Origin of the sequence: Pseudomonas fluorescens (assembly GCF_019212185.1) — a bacterium.
In the GTDB taxonomy this organism is placed as follows: domain Bacteria; phylum Pseudomonadota; class Gammaproteobacteria; order Pseudomonadales; family Pseudomonadaceae; genus Aquipseudomonas.
Genome location: NZ_CP078138.1, coordinates 352,708 through 372,545 on the forward strand (window position 1 = coordinate 352,708; position 19,838 = coordinate 372,545).

The 19,838-nt window shown below is 62.0% G+C and carries 14 protein-coding genes and 1 pseudogene; 3 read left to right on the forward strand and 12 right to left on the reverse strand.

Translation table 11 applies throughout. The features are described 5' to 3' along the window. Positions 1-187 precede the first annotated feature (187 nt). Together KW062_RS01530 and KW062_RS01535 are read left to right on the forward strand one after the other, a co-directional pair. Entirely contained in the window at positions 188-1,699 is a 1,512-nt protein-coding gene (locus tag KW062_RS01530; protein WP_105755880.1) for a YdgA family protein, read from the forward strand. 120 nt (positions 1,700-1,819) lie between these two features. Continuing rightward, positions 1,820-1,996 (forward strand): hypothetical protein, encoded by a 177-nt coding sequence (locus tag KW062_RS01535; RefSeq protein ID WP_177433283.1) that lies wholly within the window; start codon positions 1,820-1,822, stop codon positions 1,994-1,996. 2 nt (positions 1,997-1,998) lie between these two features. Here KW062_RS01535 and KW062_RS01540 read toward each other — a convergent pair whose 3' ends face one another. Further along, positions 1,999-2,571 (reverse strand): transglycosylase SLT domain-containing protein, encoded by a 573-nt coding sequence (locus tag KW062_RS01540; RefSeq protein WP_027619402.1) that lies wholly within the window; start codon positions 2,569-2,571, stop codon positions 1,999-2,001. Positions 2,572-2,729: 158 nt separating this feature from the next. On the opposite strand from KW062_RS01540, the gene KW062_RS01545 reads away from it, so the two are divergent. Further along, complete coding sequence (locus KW062_RS01545) at positions 2,730-3,734, forward strand: DUF4434 domain-containing protein (protein WP_105755879.1); 1,005 nt, start codon at positions 2,730-2,732, stop codon at positions 3,732-3,734. 3 nt (positions 3,735-3,737) lie between these two features. Here KW062_RS01545 and KW062_RS01550 read toward each other — a convergent pair whose 3' ends face one another. The 11 genes and pseudogenes from KW062_RS01550 to wecB form a co-directional block, all read right to left on the reverse strand. Beyond that, complete coding sequence (locus tag KW062_RS01550; RefSeq protein WP_027619404.1) at positions 3,738-4,865, reverse strand: acyl-CoA dehydrogenase family protein; 1,128 nt, start codon at positions 4,863-4,865, stop codon at positions 3,738-3,740. Between the two features lie 8 nt (positions 4,866-4,873). Next, complete coding sequence (locus KW062_RS01555; protein WP_027619405.1) at positions 4,874-5,527, reverse strand: alginate O-acetyltransferase AlgF; 654 nt, start codon at positions 5,525-5,527, stop codon at positions 4,874-4,876. Continuing rightward, complete coding sequence (locus KW062_RS01560; protein WP_105755878.1) at positions 5,524-6,996, reverse strand: AMP-binding protein; 1,473 nt, start codon at positions 6,994-6,996, stop codon at positions 5,524-5,526. Before KW062_RS01560 ends, KW062_RS01555 begins: the two co-directional genes overlap by 4 nt. A gap of 35 nt (positions 6,997-7,031) precedes the next feature. Beyond that, on the reverse strand, positions 7,032-7,277 hold the full coding sequence (locus tag KW062_RS01565; RefSeq protein ID WP_105755888.1) for an acyl carrier protein: 246 nt from the start codon (positions 7,275-7,277) through the stop codon (positions 7,032-7,034). A 25-nt stretch (positions 7,278-7,302) separates the two neighbouring features. Beyond that, complete coding sequence (locus KW062_RS01570) at positions 7,303-8,883, reverse strand: MBOAT family O-acyltransferase (RefSeq protein ID WP_105755877.1); 1,581 nt, start codon at positions 8,881-8,883, stop codon at positions 7,303-7,305. Beyond that, entirely contained in the window at positions 8,873-9,985 is a 1,113-nt protein-coding gene (locus KW062_RS01575; RefSeq protein WP_027619409.1) for an alginate O-acetyltransferase AlgX-related protein, read from the reverse strand. The genes KW062_RS01570 and KW062_RS01575 overlap by 11 nt, the downstream gene beginning before the upstream one ends. A 3-nt stretch (positions 9,986-9,988) precedes the next feature. Further along, positions 9,989-10,984: an alginate O-acetyltransferase AlgX-related protein gene (locus KW062_RS01580; RefSeq protein ID WP_033866259.1), complete on the reverse strand. Its 996-nt coding sequence runs from the start codon at positions 10,982-10,984 to the stop codon at positions 9,989-9,991. Between the two features lie 26 nt (positions 10,985-11,010). Continuing rightward, positions 11,011-13,848, reverse strand: coding sequence for an NfrA family protein (locus tag KW062_RS01585; RefSeq protein WP_105755876.1), 2,838 nt, complete (start codon positions 13,846-13,848; stop codon positions 11,011-11,013). A 53-nt stretch (positions 13,849-13,901) separates the two neighbouring features. Next, positions 13,902-15,545: pseudogene (locus KW062_RS01590) on the reverse strand (glycosyl transferase family protein); the annotation flags it as partial. Positions 15,546-15,563: 18 nt separating this feature from the next. Further along, positions 15,564-17,771 (reverse strand): hypothetical protein, encoded by a 2,208-nt coding sequence (locus KW062_RS01595; RefSeq protein ID WP_105755875.1) that lies wholly within the window; start codon positions 17,769-17,771, stop codon positions 15,564-15,566. A 351-nt stretch (positions 17,772-18,122) separates the two neighbouring features. After that, positions 18,123-19,286, reverse strand: coding sequence for a non-hydrolyzing UDP-N-acetylglucosamine 2-epimerase (wecB, locus tag KW062_RS01600; protein WP_027619414.1), 1,164 nt, complete (start codon positions 19,284-19,286; stop codon positions 18,123-18,125). Between the last annotated feature and the right edge of the window lie 552 nt (positions 19,287-19,838).

Genomic DNA, 19,838 nt, shown 5'->3' on the forward strand with positions numbered 1-19,838 from the left:
TGATTGCGATCATTCCTACAGCAGTTCGGGAATGATCGCTGGACACTCTTTAACCCTTATTCATTGGGTTGCGCTATACAGCTAATGCTAATCTCCTCGCCACTTTGAGCGACGTCGAGCCACGGCCTGTCACAGGCTTCAGGGAAGACGACAGCACCTCCAGCAACGGACATTGATCAGGTTATTCATGAATAAATCAGCAGGCGTGCTTCTTGGAATTGTCGTGGCCATCGGTGCGATCAGCGTCGGCGGCGCCTGGTACACCGGGACCAAACTGGAAGGGGTATTGCAGAGCACCATCAGCGATGCCAACCAGCAGCTGCAGGCGGCCATGGTCGGCTCCAATGGCACCGCGTCACTGGAACTGGTGTCGCTGGAGCGCCACCTGTTCAGCAGCACCGCCCATTACCGGCTCAAGGGCCAGGGCGAGATGTTCGGCGAGCATGCCGATGGCGTCGAATTGCTGTTCACTGATCGCATCGAACACGGTCCGCTGCCTTTCTCGCGGCTGGTGACCCTGAAGTGGCTGCCGGTGATGGCCACCAGTCATTACACCCTGGAAAAAACGCCGTTCACCGAGAAGTGGTTCGCCGCCACCAAGGACGTGTCGCCGCTCAAAGGCGTGGTCAATCTCGGCTACGACCGTGCTACCAGCGGTACGCTCGAGCTGCTGCCGGTGGATACCGCGCTGGACGAACAGTCGACCCTGAAGTTTTCCGGGCTGAAAGTCGAGGTCTCGGCCAGCGCCGAGGCGCAGAAGGTCAAGGCCGACGGGTACATGGACAGCCTGGTGCTGACCAGCGTGGCCGAGGATGAGTCGCCGGTTAAGGTTGAACTCAATGGGCTGACCCTGGCCAGTAATCTCGCCAAGAGCAGCTTCGGTTACTACCTGGGTGATAACACCGTTGAGGTCGCCAACAGCAAGACCACCTTTGGTGACAAGCAGGAAGTGCTGAACTTCAAGAAGCTGGAAATGAAAACCGCCACCAGCGAATCCGGGACTAACGCAGCGGGGCGCGCCGATTACCGGATTGCCGAGATCAGCCTCAACGACAAGAACATCGGCTCGGCCAAGATGGCCTGGAGCATGAAGAACCTCGACATCCCGTCGACCCTGGCGCTGGTGCAGCTCTATCAGACCAAACTGCAGCCCTACGAGAAGGCTGCTGCCGAAGCAGCGGCTGCCGGTCAACCGGTGCCTGAGCTGAACCTCACGGAAGCCGAGGAAGCGCAGGTCAAGGCCAACCTGGAAAAACTCCTGGCCGCCCAGCCGCAAATCGCCTTGGAGAATCTCTCGTTCACCACCAGCAACGGTGAAAGCAAGGCCAGCCTGGTGGTTGACCTGGCCAAGCCGCAATCGCTGGATCTGCCGGTCGATCAATTAGTGCTGCAGTTGATTGCCCTGCTGGACCTCAACGTGCAAGTGTCCAAGCCGATGATCACCGACCTGGTGAGCCTGCAGGCACTCGCCGAAGGCCAGACCGATGCCAAGGCCATTGCCGAGCAGGCTTTGGCGACCAGTGACATGGTCAGCAGCATGGCGGTCGGTACTCAGCTGGCGACGCTTTCGGGCGATAACATCGTCTCCAAACTGCACTACGCCAACAATCAGGTGGACTTCAACGGCCAGAAAATGACCGTCGAAGAGTTTGTCGGCTTTGTCATGAGCAAACTGGGCAGCCAGGAAGTCGAGCAGTAAGTCTGTCTGCTTGAACACAACGCCCGGCCAGCAGCGCCGGGCGTTTTGTTTTCAGGGATTGGCGTCGCGCCGGGAAAACGCGCACTATCGAGGTAATTCCTGGCGAGTTGGAGGCCAGCCGTGACACAACGTATCGACCGCATTGCCCAATTGCTCAATTGCCCGGTCAAGGGCGAGGAAATGCGCCGGGCAATCACTGAAGCGCGCAAGGATTACCTGCTCGAAGACGACGAGGATGAGGACGACGAGTCATCCGCCGAGTCGGACCTCGCCGATGACGCCGCACCTGAAACCTGACCTCACCACCAACTGCGATTGCTCTCCAGTTCGGAGCGGCATTGCTTGAGCTGCCAGCCGTAGGTTTTCGCCTGTTGCTCGACTTTTCGCGCGACCTGGATCAGCCAGGGTTTTTGCAGATAGCTCTGCCGACTGAACCCGCCGCGACCCTCGTGGTAGGCCAGGTACTGGCTGTAAGTGTCCCACTTGGAAATACCCAGCTGGCGTTGCGTGCCAGCGGCGTACCAGCCGACGAACATCACCGCGTCGTCGAAATTGTCCCGCGAGCCGCCGTTGCCGGTCGCGCTTTTGTACTCACCCCACACCGGATCCTGCGCCTGGGCGTAGCCATACGCCGAGCTGACCCGGCCCCAGGGAATCACCCACAAAAAATAGTCGCGTGGCGGCAGGGCGTCCTCGACGAAGCTGCTTTCCTGCTTGATGATCGCCATCGCCACATGCGGCGGCAGGCCCCAGGCCTTCTCCATCTTCAGCGTGTCTTCATACCAGTCCGGGTACTGGCGGTAGATGCTGCAGATGTTGCCCTGGTCCCTTGGCGGCGTGGTCGAACAGCCGGCCAACAGGGCCAATGCCATGAGTAGCGCAAAAAAACGTCCGTGCAAAAATCACTCAATTGGCGGGGGCCAATCCTGGTGGGTGGAAGAGGGGGCCGATTGGGCAATCCCCATCATAACCGCTCGATAGACGCTATGATGAGCCCTCCAGACACGCAAACACTGTCGAAGAGCACTCAATGCCCACTCCGTTGAACGATCCATGCCAAGGTCGGCGGCAGTTCTTGCGCCTGGCAACCGGTGTCTCGCTGCTCGCCCTGTTCGGCCCGATGCTGGGTTGTTCGCCCAAGCCGCGGATGGATGCGAGCTTCCTGCAGATCTGGAAAAGTCACGCTCAACTCAGTCCCAAGGACTGGCACAACCGCATGAAGGCCATGGGCGATCTGGGCTGTGAAGAGTTGGTGCTGCAATGGGTGGGGCTGCTCGGCGGCGACGAGCCGGACTGGATGCTGCCCGACCCGGTGATGCAGGCGCTGATGGATGCGGCGGGCGAGCAGGGGATCAAGGTGCGCATCGGCCTGCCCTATGACAACGGCTGGTGGCAGGCGCTGTCGGCCACCGACGAGCAGGCCCAAAGCGAATTCTTCAGCAGCTCATTGCAGGCCGCGAGCCGCTACATGCGCGAGTCTCAGTGGTCGAAGCACGCACAATTCGCCGGCTGGTACATCCCTTACGAAATCGAGCAGTACCACTGGACCGAGCCGGCCCGTCAGGAGCGTCTGGGCAAGTGGTTGATGGCGCTGTCGGGTGTATCGCAGAACGCCGGCCATGGTGTGCCGGCGATTTCCACCTATTTCAGCACCCTGCAAACCGACGGCAGCTTGGTGCAGTTGTGGCAAAGCCTGCTGGATCGTGCGCAGTTGCGGCCCATGGTGCAGGATGGCGTCGGGGTGGCCGGCTGGAAAAACCTCGAGGGCATCGAGCCGCTGCTGGCCTACCTGCGCCGGCGCGACGTGGCGTTCGATGTCATTGTCGAGCTGTTCGAGCAACTGCCGTCGGAGCGTGGCGACGGCACTGACTTCAAGGCGGTTTCCGCCGACTACCACCGCGTCGCCCGGCAACTCAAGTGGGCCCAGGGCACCGGTGCCGAGCGGGTTGTCGCTTTCGCCATCGACCCCTGGGCCACCGGCGACGATCCCCAGGCGCAAAGCCTGCGTCGGCAGTGGCTCAAGTCGCGCTCCTGAGGTTCAGAGCGAGCGGCCGATGATCTCACGCATGATTTCGCTGGTTCCGCCGAAAATCCGCAGCGCCCGGGCATCCGACCAGGCGCGGCCGATGCCGTACTCGGCGCTGTAGCCATAACCGCCATGCAGTTGCAGTAGCTCGTCGAGAATCTGCCCCTGCATCTCGGTGGCGTTGAGCTTGGCCATGGCCGCGACAACCGGGTCGAGGTTGCCCTCCATCAGGTTCGCCACGCAGTCGTCGAGGAACACCCGCAGCATGGTCAGGCGCGCCTTGGCGTCGGCCAGGGCGAAGCGGCTGTTCTGATAGTCGATGACTCGCTTGCCGAACACCTTGCGGTCGCGGGTGTAGGCCTTGGTCTGCTCCAGCATGCCTTCGGTCGAGGCCGCCGCGCGCAGGGCAATCGCCAAGCGCTCGCGGGCCAGCTCGTGGCTCATGTAGGTAAAGGCCGAGTTCAGCTCGCCGAGCAGGCAATCGGCAGGCAGGCGTACTTCGTCGAAGAACAGCTCGCAGGTGTCCTGGGCATGTTGGCCGATCTTGCGCATCGCCGGGCCCTTACTGAAACCGGGCAGGCCTTCCTCGACACAGAACAGCGACAAACCGCGCGCGCCGAGGTCGGGGTCGGTGCAGGCGAGGACGATCACCAGCCCGGCGTTGACGCCGTTGGTGATGAAGGTCTTCTGCCCGCTGAGCACGAAGTCGTCGCCATCACGCACCGCTCGGGTACGCACGGCCTTGAGATCGCTGCCAGCGCCGGGCTCGGTCATGGCGATGGCACCGATCACTTCGCCACGGGCCATTGCCGGCAGCCAGCGATCTTTCTGTGCCTGGGTGCCCAGGTTCCACAGGTAGGGCGAGACCATGTCCGAGTGAATCGAGAAGCCGATCCCCAGGCAGTTGGCCCGCGCCAATTCCTCGATCACTACCACGGCATGCCCGAAGTCACCTTCGGCGCCATACGGCGAGGGCAGGGCCGAGTTGAGCAGGCCTTGCTCGCCGGCTTCACGCCACAGCTCACGCGGGGTCACCCCGGCGGCTTCCCACTCGTCATAGCGCGGCAGGATGCGCTCGGCGATGAAGCGCTGGACCTGCTCGCGAAACATCAAATGGTCTTCACGGAATATCTTGCGCATGACGGGGCCTATTTCGCGACGGGTTCGGTGCTGCTGAGCAAGCCCTTCAACACTGGTTTGGCGGCACTGCCGGTGAGGAACAGGCTGTAGTGATCGCCGGCGCGCAGCTGCGGTAACGCCAGTTTTTCTGTCGCAGCGCTGCCGCAACCGGCGGTCAGCGAGGCACTGACCGGGTTGATCGCGCGTGTGCTGGAGCTGTTTGGCGCAACGTCGGCAAACAGTTGCGGGCCACCGTCGGCCACCGACAAGCTTCCTTTGGCACAGTCGCTGGCCAGATTGTAGAAGCGCAATTCGGCTTTCATCGCGTCATCGCTGCCGGCGCTGTCATCCAGCACCTGGAATTTGCCGTCCTGTTGGACAAGGGTGTTGAAGCTGTCTTTTTTCACGGTCATTTGACCGACCGACTTACCGTTGATGGTCACGGTGAAGGGCTCGTCACCTTTGACAATTGCGTAGCTGCTGGCCAGTTGCGCAGGGCCGATGGCTTGCTCGGTGCCGGTGCTGATTTTCACCTTGAGGGTGTCCGGCGTCGGGTTGACCACTCGCACGAATGCCGAACCCGGTGCCGGACGTGGTGCGTACAGTTGGGCCAGGACCCCTTCGGCCATAGACGGGCCGGCCAGGCAGGTGCCCAGTAGCAGGATGAGAGCGCGGGGTTTCATGGTTTCTCCTTGGTAGGTTTCATGCGCGTTTCCCGGTATTGAGCTTCCAGGCGCTTGCGGTCGACCTTGTCCGATACGTTGGTGAGGAAGCGTCCGCAGGCCACCAGTTCCGAGGGCACCATGTAGTGCGGCAGGCGTTCGCCCAGTGCTTCTTTCCAGTTGTGCAGTTGTTCCGGCAGCGGGCCGATGACTCCCGGTTCGAGGGTTTCCGGGGTCGAGACGAAGCCGATCATTCGCACCAGGCTGCCATCGGGGCGGCGCAGGGCAATGGTCGCGGCCGCGTGTACGCCCGGCAGGCCGGACAGGGCGGCATCGATTTCACCGAGCTCGATGCGGTAGCCGTTGAGCTTGATCTGATCGTCACGACGGCCATGGAAGTACACCAGGCCCTGGTCGTCGATCTCGCCGATATCGCCGGTGCGGTAGGCGCGCTTGCCATTGTGCTGGAACAGGCTCTTGGCAGTCAGGTCCGGGCGGCCGAGGTAGCCGCGCATCACGTGATCGCCGGCGATGCAGATCTCCCCGTCATCGAGGAACACTTCGGCATAGGGCTTGGCCCGGCCAATCGACAGCGGGTTGCGCGCGCCGTCCAGCGGGCGCTTGATTTCCACCCAGGTGGTCGAGCAGGTCGCTTCGGTCGGCCCATAGGAATTGATGATGCGTGCATGGGGAAAGCGCGACCAGAGCTGCTCGGCCATGGCCGGGGACAGCGACTCGGCGCCGAACACGAACACGCCCAATTGCGGCAGATGCGCGTGGTTGAAATCGTCGTTGAGAAACTGCTGGCGGACGAACGCCGGGGTCGAGGCCCAGACTTGCACGCCGGTGTCGGCCAGGTAGCGCACGAAGGCCACCGGGTCGGCGATGGTTTCCCGTGGGCAGAGCACGCAGGCGCCACCCAGGGCCAGCGCGCCGCACAGGTCGAACAGGGAAAAGTCGAAGCTGAACAGCATCTGGTTCATGAACGCCGGGTGCGGCTTCAGCTCCAGGCAGTCACGGATCCAGCTGGCGAACAGCGCCACGCTGTCGCGGCCGATCTGCACGCCCTTGGGCTCGCCGGTACTGCCGGAGGTGAACATGACGTAGGCGATACCCGGCTCCGCCAACGGTGTCGTCACCGCGGCGCCTTCGGCGAAGCTGTTCAGGGTGGCGTTGTAGACCTTGGCCGCCGCGACCCGCTCGGTGATCAGCTTCAGGCGCTCGGGCGGGTTGATGCTGTCGACCGGCACGTAGGTCACTCCCAGGCGCAGGCAGCCAAGCATGGCGACCACGAACTCGATCTCCTTGTGTCCGGTGATCACCAGTGCGTGGCCCGGCAGGACGCCTGCCGCGAGGGCGCGGGTCTGCCAGGTGTCGGTGGCTTCCAGCAGGGTGCCCCAACTGATCTGGCGTTGGGCATCGCTCAGGGCAAGCGCGTCGGTGGCCTGATCCTGCTCGACGAAATCACAGCGATCGAAATCAAAATGCATATAGCCCCCTGGGTGTGCAGAGATGGGTGTGGGCGTCAGGCTGTCTGGTTTTCCTCGACGAAGGCAGCAAGGGCGTTCAGGGACTCCAAGTGTTCTTCGATTTCCGTCGGGGGAATCTTGCACCCATAAGCCGCCTGCACGGCCAGCACAATATCCACGGCGGTCAGCGAGTCGACCAGTCCGGATTCGATCAGCAAATCATCAGGCGCGACATCCGTCAGGATGACGTCTTTGACGATGTTGCCCAGGGGCTCCAGGAGTTCTTCTTTGGTTTTGCTCACGATGTAATGCTCCACTAATCAGTCATCAGAATTGGAAATACAGGAAGCGCGCTTCCTTGTGCAGGTTCATCAGGCACAGGAACAGCAGCAGTGCCAGAATCACCAGCCATTTAACATTCGGCGCCCAGCGCAGGAAGGCCGGGCCGGTCGGCTGTGGCTTGGCCAGCGAGGGCGACCAGTTGCCCATGATCTGGTGTGAATTGGGCAGGAACCAGACCACGGCCAGCAGCGCCAGGATATGGAATATCTCAAGGTGGCGGCCCATGAACATCCGCCACGCGTCGCCCAGGGCAATACCTGCCGGATACACCACGTTCGGCAGGCTGTCGAACCCACGCAATCCCAGCATCCCTTCCACCAGGCGCACCGCATCAGAGGTATCAGCGGCACGGAAGAACGCCTGGGCGATGATCACCACGGCAAAGGTCAGCAGCACATAGCCGGCTTCCTTGAGCCAGTTGTCCTTGCGTGCGGCGGCGGGTGTGCGACCGACCACGAAAATCCGCCAGGCATGGTTGATCGACAGGTAGCCGGCATGCAGCAGGCCGAAGATGAAGAACTGCAGGCCGGCGCCGTGCCAGATGCCGGCCAGGCCCATGGTGAAGGCGGTTGGCAGGATGATGGTGGCGGCGAATCCACCGAGGGTCGACACGCCCTTGGTGCCCACCGGCATGTTGTGCCGGGTGCGGTAGTTGGAAACCGCCATCGCCACCGGATAGTAGAGATAGGCCGTCAAATAGCGCGTCAGGGTCATGTGCCAGCGTGCCCAGAACTCGATGATGCTGCTGGCCTTGTACGGCGAGTTGAAGTTCAGCGGGAAGCGGATGCCGAACATTTTCGCCAGGCCCAGGGCCATGTCCGAGTAGCCGGAGAAGTCGAAGTACAGTTGCAGCGCATAGGCCAGCCCGGTGCCCCAGGCCGTCCAGAATTGCAGCTCACCCGGCTGGGCGAAGCCGGCATCGGCGAAGGGAGCGATGGGGTCGGCCAGCAGCACTTTTTTAGCTAGACCGATAACGAACAGCATGCCGCCGACGCTGAGGTTTTCGAAGTTGAAACGGTAGGTCTCGCGCTTGGCGAACTGCGGCATCATTTCCTTGTGATGCAGGATCGGGCCGGCGATCAGGTGTGGGAAGAAGGTCACGAACAGCACATAGCTGAGCAGGCTGCGCTCTTTGACGATGCCGGCGCGGCAGTCGAGGAGGAAGCCGATCTGGGTAAAGGTGAAGAACGAAATCCCCAGCGGCAGGATGATGTCGTCGAGTCGGCCGCTGCCAAAGCCCCAGTCATGGGCGAAATTCATCAGGGTGACAAAGTACTTGTAGTGGATCAGCAGGGCGATGTCCGCCGCCACCCCGAACGTCGCCACCGCCAGTTGCAGGCGCGGCCGATGGCTGGTGCTGAGGATCACCTGGCTGACGGCGTAGTTGAACGCAATCGAGCCGACCAGCAGCATCACGAATTGCGGGTTCCACCAGCCGTAGAACACCAGCGAGGTGATGCACAGCCATACAGCCGCCAGCCGCGGGCTGATCGAGGCGAACAGGTAGTGGGCCGCGAGTGTCACCGGCAGGAACAGGAAGAGGAACAGATAAGAATTAAAGAGCATGGTCGTCCTGCGCGGGCAAGGTGGCCAGTACGGCACGTTCGTCGGCTGTCAGCGGCAGGGACAGGGCCATCTCGGAGAACTCCCAAATCACCAACTTGAGGCTGGCGGGCCACTTGTCGCGTTTCTTCAGGGCGGCGAGCAAGGCGCCGGAGAATTGACCGCCGTCCATGCTCTGGTTCCATACCTGGCGACCCAGGGTGATTCCCAGGCGTTCGGCAAATTCACTGCGCCGGCCATTCGAGCTACCGGCCAGCAGCACTTCCACCGGCGGCGTTTCATCCAGCAGGCCGCCACTGCGCACTGGCTCGATGGTCACCGGTTGCACTACGTCCAGCGGCGGACGCCAAGCCGGCTCGGTTTTTTCCAGGCCGGCCAGGGTGATCAGGTCGCCCATGCGCGGCTCGGTTGCGCCGAGAGGCGAGACGGTGAAGGTCTGGTTGCCCTTGCTGCCCAGCAGCGCCAAGGCGCGATTGCCGACCACCTCGGCAGCAGCTTGGGCGCCGGTGGCGGTCATGTGCACATCGGTATGGAAGAAACGCGGTTCGCTGCCTTGGGCCAGCGCCGGGTAGAGATCGGTGTAGGGCACGCCATCGCGCTCCAGGCGACTTTGCCAGAGCTGCAGGCGCGCTTGCATCAGTGCGCTCTGTTGCAAACCGCACAGGCCTTCAGTCTGGATTCGCGACTTGTCCGGCACGGTCACTACCAGCACCTGCAAGCCCTGCTTGCGCAGGTCGCCGACCCAGTGATTCATCAATCGCACCCGCCCGTCATAGGCGTCGTGCACCCCGGGTTGCGGGCGCAGGCCGTCGCGGTAGAACAGCCAGCTTGGGCAACCCTGGACGACTTGCGCGCCAAGGTCGCCGAAGAAGCGATAACGCACCGCCGAGGTGATGGTGTCGGCCTCGTCCTGCAGCGGCAACTTCATCACATGCCCCAGCACCTGCCCGGCTGTTCCATCGACCCAGGCCGCCGGCTTTAGTTGCCCGGGCTCCAGCTTGGCCTGGGCGAGCATCCAGATGCCCACGGCCTGGCCGATCACCAGCAAAGCAATGATCGCGCTGGCGCTCATGCGGTGCGAGACCGGGGTTTGCTCAGTCGCCATCGATCAACGTCCCAGGGCTTTTTGCATACGCTGGCGCCAGGCGCTGTCGCTCATGATCGAAGCGTTGTCCCAGAAACCGGTGGCTTGCGGGCCATAGGAGTAGCTGGGCTCAAACATCTGCCAGACCAGCACCTGCGGCGGGTTTTTCTTGAAGTCGGCGGACTCCAGGTATTCCAGCAGCATCACCCAGTGGCCGATGTTGCCCGGCTTCCAGTTCACCGAAACCGGACGGTCGAGGACGTTGGACAATTTCTGCGGGAAGCCGAAGTACGGCTGCACCATGCTGTGGCCGGTCACGTGCACCGGTGCCGGGGCGGAGTCGAGCAGGCTGCCGCTGGTGTCCTGGCGGCGTACCACGAAGGTTTCGCGGCCGGTGGCCTTGCGTTGGTCTTCGGTCAGGAAGCGTTCGGCCAAGTCGCCGAAACGCCGCTCATTGAACTCTTTACCCAACTGCATGCCGGAGCCGGCGTTGCCCTTGAGGTTCGGCTCGACCTGCTTGATCAGCGCGGCGGTGGCCACGGCGGTAGCGTCGGCGGCCGGCTGCGCCCAGTGCTGGTCGGTACGGTAGAACACGTCCTTGCCAGCGCTTTTGACCTGAGCCAGCACGGCAGCGTCGTCGAAGGTCGGGATGCCGGCCTGCTTGAGCTTGCCGAGAATCGCCTGGTAGCGCTCCTTGACCTGCGGGCTGAGGGCTTTGTCGGCCGGCAGTTTGTCCTGATAGAACAGGGTCTTGTCCGGCAGCATCAGCACGATGAGTTTCACCCCGCGCGCTTGCAGGGCGTCGCGGGTGTCTTTGATCAAGGCGGTGTTGCTGTCGATGCTTTTGGTGTCGACGGTCGTCAGACTGCCCCAGCCGGGGAATAGCCAGCCGTCCTTGCCGCGAATCACCAGCGAGGAGTCATCAGCCTGCGCCGCGCCCATGCACAGCATCAGTGTGGCACCGATTACAGGCGTGGTCAGTTGCTTGAAGTTGTGCGCGACCAATCGTGAAAAAGACATGGCAAAGATCCTTATGACTACGGGTCTCAATAGGAAAAAATCAGGTTCATGAACAGGCCTTCCGCCCGCTCGGTAGCGCCGCCGCCAATCGGGTAGCGGTACTGCATCGACCAACTGATGGATGAGCGCGGAGCGTGGTAGTGATCCTCGCGGAACCAGTAGCGAACAGCGACACCGGGACCGACACCCAGGGACCAGGAGGTGGAGTCATTGGTAAGCGACCAGTCCTGGCTTTCCAGGCTGATGTTGCTGCCATCGGTCGTGACGAAGTCGAGGTCAGTCGCGCGATCTTTTTGCCAGATCCAATCCGCAGCGCCGACGATATGCGGGAAGACCACGAGATTGGGGCTCAGGTTATCGAAACGCAGGCTGCGACCGATCCGCAGTTCAGTGCTGGCGAACACTTGCTGGCGCTTGAGCTGGCCATCGGTCTTGGCCAGTTGCCTGGTGGATTTTCCCTGACTGTCCACATCGTAGGCGGTGAACGTCGCGTTATTGTCCTCCCAGGAGTAACCCAGTTGAGCGTAGCCATCCATGGTGAACCAATTAGATTCATTGCGACGCAGCTCGGTGCCTTTGTAGAAGCCGTAAGTGATGTACGACAGCCAGCCGCCAGCGTCACTATCGAGCTGATACCGGGTGAGAATGCCGTTGATCAGAGGGTTGGCGGTTCCGTTATCAGTATTAGCCTTGGCAATGGCTGCGTTGGCTGCCGCGACTTCTTGCTGAATTCTGCATTGGTCGTCTCGCGATGTTGGGTACGCGCTGCCTTCACGGGTCGCTGAGCCAAGGAAGAATCTTCGTTCCAGGCCAAAGGTGAGACCGGTGTCAGCCAACATGTAGCGCACACCCAGTGAGCCGATGGTGCTGGGAAATCCAGTCACGGTTCTTGAACCGTTGGTTCGATCGCCGCCATCCAGTGATTCCTGGGCAGCTTCTCCGCTGCACGGATCGATGAAACGGTCCGATTTGAACTTGCTGCCTTCGTCATACAGGGTATTGGTCAGTCGCCCATAGACCTCGAGGATGCCGTTCTGATCATTGAACTGGGTTGGCCGCCAGTACAGCTCGGCGGTACTGAACAGCGAGTCGCCCGCCGTGCTCAGGCCGGCGCCGCTGCTGTTAGTAGTTGGTTGCGCGCCGCGATAGCCGAGCGAAACGGTCGCGCCCCATTCGCGGTCCAGTCCGGAAATCGCGCTGCGGGTGTTGTAGCGCTGCTCGTCGTCCATCTCCAGCTTGTTGGCATCGGCCAGGTCGATGGCTTTCTTCAGTTGCTTGACCGCACCCGGGTTGTCGCCCATGGCTGACTGGGCGTAGGCCTGATTGAGGATAACGCTCGGTGGCGCCTTGCCCGTCGCCTCGGCGGCGCGGTAGTCCTGCAACGCCAGGTCGGGCTGGCGATTGCGTTGGCGCACGTAGCCGCGCTGGATCAGCAGGTCGGCATCGTTGGGCGTGACCGCCAGTGCACGGGACAAGCGTTGGTCGGCTTCGGCGACCTGGGCAGGGTTGCCCGATGCCAGGGCGGTGGTCAGCAGGCGCTGGTAGTCCGGATTGTCCGGTGCCTGTTCAACGGCCAGGCGCGCCTGGGTGATCGCTTCCTGATAGTCCTGCCGACCATAGGCGGCATAGGCCGCAGTGGCGGGGCCGCCGGGACCGGTGACCTGGTCGGAGGGCAACAGCTCGCACTGGGTGCCGTAGGGCGTGTCCTGGCAGGATTGGGCCGGCGCCGGATAGAGCGCGGTGGTCAGTTTGGCCGGTGGCTTTTTTGCTTCATCCAGGGCTTTGCGGCGCTTGATGGTCGCTTCGTCGCTGGCGTCCAGTTGGCTGAGCAACTGATCGGCGCGGGCCGTGTCGCCCGAGGCCAGGGCGCCGTCGATGGCAATCAGGCGCACGTTGCGCCGTTGGTCATCGTCGAGCCAGTCCTGAGCCAGGGCCTCGTCGAAATCGCCTTTGGCTGCGTCGCCGTTGCCCTGCAACTGGCGCAGGTAGGCACGCATGACCAGCATGACGGTGTTTTCGTCGTTCTCCTGCAGGGCTTCAGTGGCGGCCTGTTCGGCGGCGGCCGGCTGTTTGTTCTGCAGCAGGGCGGTGACCAACAGCAAGCGTTGGCTGGCAACATCCGGGGCGAGGTCAACAGCCACCCGGGCCAGTCTGGCAGCTTCAGCCGGATTATGTTCGATCAGCGCCTTGTACGCCTGTTGGGTCGGCAGCACGGCCATGCGCCGTTGCAGCATGGCCCGACGCGCTTCAAGGTCGCTGAGGTTCGGTGGCTTCAAGGCGATGGCCTGGTTGGCCGCAGCGACCCCTTCCGACCATTTTTCCTGAGCCTCCAGGGCGTCGAGCCAAAGCAAGGCCCACGGCCCTTGAGTCGGGTCGGCGCGGAAGGCTTGCTCGCCATAGCTGGCAGCGCCTGGCATGTCGCCGGCGTTGTAGGCGGCATAACCTTTGGTCGCCAGCGGGAAACCCTTTTGGTAGGCGGCGGAAGGGCCTTTACCTGGCGCAGCGGCGCCTTGCGGCTGGAGATTTTTCACCGTGGCGCGCAAGGCAGGATCATCCACCCCGCGTTTGATTGCCGCCTGGGCTGCCTGGCGTGCCTGGGTCGTGCGTCCAAGTTTTTGCAGGGTGTAGACCTGCAACAGATTCAGCCGAACCACTTCCGGGCGCAGCTTCAGTGCCGCGTTGACCTGCTCCAGCGCGTCGCGATAGCGGCCGGCCTGGTAACTCTTGTAAGCCAGATCGGCCTGCTGCCAGGCCTCGCCCTCCAAAGGCGCCTCATAGGCGGCAGCCGACGCTGGCAACGACAGGAAGGATGCGCCGCAAAACAGCGCTGCTGTGAGCACAAGTAAGCGCGAAGTCGGAATCATGGCAGCTCGGTTGATCGTGGTTCGTCGGGAGGCGCGGCGAGTGGTTCGCCCGTGTCGTTCTGGAAGGAGATCGCTTCGCTCAGGGTGGCCTGGTCGAGGTACCCGTGCTCCAGCAAAATCTGCCCCAGTGGCTTGTGTTCGGTGGCCTGGGCCTCCAGGGCCTTGGTCAGCGACTCCTGGTCGATCGCCCGCCACGACATCAGCAGGTCACCCAGGCGCAGGCGCTGTTGAACGAGCTGATCGGAGGACGGGAAGTCGTGCATGGTCTTGTCCCAGACCAGCGGCTTGCCGAGGAACAGGTGGCCCAGGTACAGGCGCCAAGCCCGTGCGGCGGCCATGGCGTTGATGAAGTTGCCGATGATCATCCGTGGCGCCGAGAGAATCGCGTGCTCCCAGCCGTACAGCCGGCCGACAAAGTAGCCACGCTGGAACACCCGCATGCTCAATAGGATGCCGTTCGCCCACATCAACTGCAGCAGGCCGCTGTGGGGGGTGAACACTGAAGGGAAATAAGTGGTCCACCAGCCCATCGAGGTCATCAGCATGAACAGCAGGTGCTGGGCCAGCAGGACATAGGCGACGATCGCCACGAACGAGGTGATCAAGCCCTTGCGGTCACGATACAGCAGGTACTTGGTGGCCAGCGAACCTTCCCAGCCCACCTGACTCCAGCCTTGCAGGCCAATGCCCAGGGTCCAGCGGGCTTTCTGCCGATAGGCGGTGCGGAAGGTGTCGGGGAAATACTCACGCACGCCCAACGGCATGTGCACCGCGACCATATCCACCGCGCCGTGGCCAAACCACTTGGTGCGCTTGGCGATGTAGTCCACCGGGAATTTGCCGAAAATCTGCTTCATGCCGCGCCGGGCGAGGCGCGCACCGATGTCGTAGTCCTCGGTGAGGGTGTCGGTGTTGAACGGCTGATTATCGGTTTCGGCCGAGAGCTGAAGCAGGGCTCGGCGCGAGAAACAGGTGCCGACACCGGCCGACGGCACCATCTTCGACATGCTTTCACGCACCACCAGGTCCTTGGTGTGCCACTCGGCAAACTCGTCCATGTAGGTGCCCGCCACCAGCTCGTACCACTCCCGTTCCAGGGACGTTACCGGCAGTTGGATGAAGTCGATACGTGGCAGCAGGTAATTGAAGTAGTGCAGTTCCAGGTGATGCAGGACGTCTTCGCTGTCATGCAGGATGACCCCGGCAAACGGCTCCGGCTGGCGCAGGTCCTGGGCGAAGATCGCCTGGATGATCCAGTTCAGGCAGTCGGCCTTGCAGGTCGGGCCGTCGTGGGGGACTTCGACGCGGATCAGCTGTTTATAGCGCCGACGCATGCGCTCCACCTCTTCGATGGTGCGCGCGTCGTTGCAGTAGGTGCCGACGAAGATGTAGTAGTTCTTGTACTCGAGCGAACCCACCATGTTCTCGAGCATCGGCGCGATCACGTCGTATTCGAGCCAGGCCGGGATCATGATCGCCAGCGGCTGCTCGCGCTTGGCGCGCAGTTGCTCGGCGGTCAGCTTCTTGTAGCGGTGCTTGACCGTGAGCGAGCGGTACGTCTGGCGCGCCCAGTACCAGCCATCGATGAACAGGTCATCGAGGCTGGAGAGCATGATCAGCACGCCGACTATCACGGTCACGATTTCGAGAACGTGATAGTAGTCCGCTAATAGGTACGGCAAATATAGCGACGACATATGCTGTTCCCGTGGTCGTTACAAGCCTTGTTTCTTTTTCTGGCGGCGGGCCAGAACACCCAGCACCAGCAGTACCAGCAATGAAGCGGCAAACAGTGGCAACACCCACGCCAGGTACTTGCGCCATTGGTGGAACGGCGTCTCGCTCAGGCCCATCGACTGGCTCAGTTGCGGGTTGGAGCTGTCGACCCAGGTCAGCGGTCCTTCCTCACCCAACACCACGGCATTGCCCTGGTTGAACACGAACGGCGCGCGCGGAGTCAGCACCTGGTCACCCAGGGCGTACCAGATCACGCCGTGCTGGTTGTTCGAGTCGACCACCGAGGCGGCGCTCAACGGCTGCGGCCCGGTCAGGTCAAGCAGGCGCTTTTCATCACCACCGGCGCGCAGGCGTTGCAGGTCCTTGACGTCGATCAGCGGCTTGGCGCCGTCGACCGGCACATCCAGCGACAGGAACGGCTTGGTTGGTTTGAACACCTGGCTGCTGTCGGCCAGGGTCAGCTCGGCGTTGACCGGCGACACCGAGGCGGCGCTGGCGAGGCGAATGATCTGGCGCAGATTGGCCGCCGGGTTATCCAGGGCGGTTTTCGGCACAATCACCTGAGCATTGCCGGCGAGCAGTGGCAGCAGGCCGACAAAGGTCCCGTCCGGCTCGGCATCCGAAGAGCGCAGGTAGCTGGTGGGCAGCACGTTGACCGGATAACCCTGCGGAATCTCGGCGCAGTTCGGCGAGACCGGTTGGCGCTGGAAACGCACCTGCAGGTTGTTGGTCACGCCCAGTGCATAGCCAGGGACGCGGGCCGTCAGGCGTTCGGGTTGGCCGTCGGCGGACAATTGCTTGGCATTGAGCAGGATGCCGTTCCACAGCACCGAAGCGACTGGCAGGGTGCTGGAAGCGCCCGGTGCGGCGGCGACATCCAGTACCAGCTCGCCGGGCATGCGGCCCTGGACAGCGACAGCGCTCAGCGGGAACACCGCCGTCCACTCGCCACGCGTGACGACATCGAAAGCGGTGGTTGAACCACCGAGTGCGCTGACGCGCATTTCACGCTGACTGGCATCGCCGCTCTCGCCGGCCTGGCTGATGGTCGCTTCGGAGGAGACCAGCACATTGCGCCAGTGCGAATCAAACACCCCGGCGGCCTTGGCGCCCGCATCGGCGGCCACCGCAATCACGGCCTGGTGACCGAGACTGACCAGTTGGATCTGTTGGCTGCCCGGAACTTTCTGCGCGGCGCTGGCATGACGGCTGCGCCATTCCTGCACAGCCTTGACAGCATCTTCGTCGTTTTTCAGTTGATCTTGCAGGGCATCCAGCGCGGCGTTGATCTGGCCCACCAGCGCAGTGTCGGCAATGGCCAGATCGGCGCGGGTCGCGCTGGCGTCCAGCACCAGCAATGCGCCCAGCTCGGCGGCGTTGGCCACCTTGTGCTGGGTCTTGCCGGCGAGGGCCGAGAACGGTGCGACTGAGGTCAGCGCGGTGGGGATCTTCAGACCATCGACCGCAACGGTTTCGCCCACGGACGGAAATGCCCTGACCTGAGCGCGCTTGGCGTTGCGTTCCAGTGCCACGCCCAGGCGCCAGGCGCTATCAAAGCTTTGTTGTTCAAGCTTGCCGGCGGCAATCAGGATCACCGGTTTGCCGGGCAGGGTGCTCCAGGCATCGGCCAGGGTGTGCAGGCCCTGCATCGAGTAGCGGTAAGTCAGTGCGGTGTCCGGGGAGAGCGTCAGGATGTTGCTGCTCTGGCGCGTCGGTTCGCACAGGGTCTGGCCGCTGGGGGAGCTCCAATCGACGGTGAAGTCGACAAAACCGGACTCATGGCGGCGCGCCTCGACCGGGAGGACGCGGGCCAGGTCGCCTTCGCGCTCGGTGATGCGCTGGGCATGCAGCGGCCGGCTATCAACGGACAGTCGCAACGCGGCAGCGGCTTCTTCACCCTTGATGAAATCGCCCTGAATGTTGATCGAGGCGGCATCCAGCGCGACGCCCTTGGGCACCGGCAGGAAGAAGGATTGATGGTTATCACTTTCTTGCAGCACCACCGGATTGGTGATGCCCATATCGGCCAGCGACACGCTGCGTTGTACCCAGTCGTCCTGCGCCAGGGTGCGGATCGCATCGCTGCCAGGCGAGGCCATGGCAAACAGCGGGGCCGCGAATGGTGCGACCAGCACAACCTGTTTGAGGAGGGTGAGGCACTGCTTACGATTCGAGAAAGTATTCATGCGTAGTATCGGCCGCATCTTGTAAGTGAGAGGTCTCGACTGCCCTGCGCGGGTCCACGGCCAATGGCGTGGCCCCGCGCAGGCGACAGGCGATGTACACGGGCTCAGTGACGGTGCTCAGCCGGGATACGGGCTGGGGCACATACCTCTAATGGGCTGGCATGAGCTCGAACAATAAGTGGCAGTGCTGGAGGGAATATGGCCATTGTTTTTCCATGTGGCTGCATTGGATCCATCCCCGCATTGGCAGCCACACTGTGTAGTGTTGCAGTGCCATGTGTCAATATTTTGATGTATTTTCTTTTTTTAACACGCCTTTGGTTTGGCGCGACGTTATTTTGACTTGTTAGTTTAGACGAAGGTTGAGTGATTTGCCGGAAGAGGCGGCTCGAATTCGTCAAATGGGCGGCCTGTAAGGGCCGAAATAATGCGGCCGCTGGCGTGTCCATCGCCGTATGGGTTAACGCTGCGCGCGACCTGCTGGTAATGCTCGGTATCGTCGAGAAACCCATGGACGGCGCTGACGATGCGCTCGCTCCGGGTGCCCACCAGTGTCACGGTTCCGGCACTGACCGCTTCTGGGCGCTCAGTGGTATCGCGCATCACCAGCACCGGTTTGCCCAGGTGTGGCGCCTCTTCCTGGACGCCACCGGAGTCGGTGAGGATCAGGTAGGCGCGGCGCATGAACCAGACGAAGTCCAGGTAATCCAGTGGCTCGATCAGGTGGATATTCGGCAAGCCGGACAGGGTCGCCATGACCACATCGCGCACCTGCGGATTCAAATGCACCGGATAGACGACCTGCACATCGTCGCGCTGGGCGATTTTCGCCAGCGCCGTGCAGATCTGTTTGAAGCCATCGCCGAAGTTTTCGCGGCGGTGACCGGTCACCAGCACCAGTCGCTGTGACGGGTCGACCCAGTCGTAGCGTGCCGCCAGTTCGGCGTCCATCTGCGGATTGTGTTCGAACTTGCGCAGTGTCAGGTCCAGCGCATCGATGACCGTATTGCCCGTGACATAAATACGCCCTTCGAGGTTTTCCTTGAGCAGATTTTCACGGGAGGTGACGGTTGGGGCGAACAGCCATTTACCCATCACATCGACCACTCGCCGGTTCATTTCCTCGGGGAAGGGTTGGGTCAGGTCGCCGGTACGCAGGCCCGCCTCGACGTGACCGATCGGGATACGCCGATGAAATGCCGCCAGGCTGCAGGCGGTTGCTGTCGAGGTATCGCCATGCACCAGCACACAATCGGGGCGGACCTCTTCGAGCAGGGCATCGACCCGCGTCATCAGGCGCGCAAACAGGCCGTTGAGGGTTTGCCCGGGAACCATGACGTCAAGATCGTGGTGCGCCTGGATCTCGAACAACTGCAGCACCTGATCGAGCATGTGCCGGTGCTGCCCGGTGGTGCAGACGATGCTTTCAATGCCTTCAGCCCCGGCCAAACCGTGGACCAGCGGTGCCATCTTGATACCTTCCGGGCGAGTACCGAACAACGACAGTACCTTCATGGTTTTGCGACTCCTTGCAGGGGATGGCCCCGCGCGTTTTCCGTTTAAGCCCCGAGGATGGGGTCGCAAGATAGTAGACCTGTCGAAACAGGTCTGTCAGCGCTCCCTGAAGGCGTCGTACTGTTGTCTGGCGGCGAAGGGGTTTCGTTCCCGGGTGGCAGAAAATTTTTCGTGGGAGCGCAAAACCAGCGTCGTTGCTGCCCTTTTTACCGTGGCTCAAGAAAAAAGTATTACAGAATGTAACAAGGCCTAACTACTTAATACTTTTGGCATGTTTTGATCATTAATCGAACATCCCCAAGCGCTGGGTTAGCATTTTATGATAATGAAATTACCATCCAGTTATTTTTGATTTAAATAGCGCAATCACCTGTGTTTAATCTGTTTTGCCGTGGCGGTAGTGTGGGTATTAACGGATTGAACTTTTTTCTTTGACGCCAACTTTATGCTCGCTAGTATCCCCTCAAGCGAGCCGTCATTAGTGGGGTAGAAATGTTCTGCCGCGACGGTCTGACGCTTACTTCTTGCCTCTTTTCCAGGCCTGCTCGACAG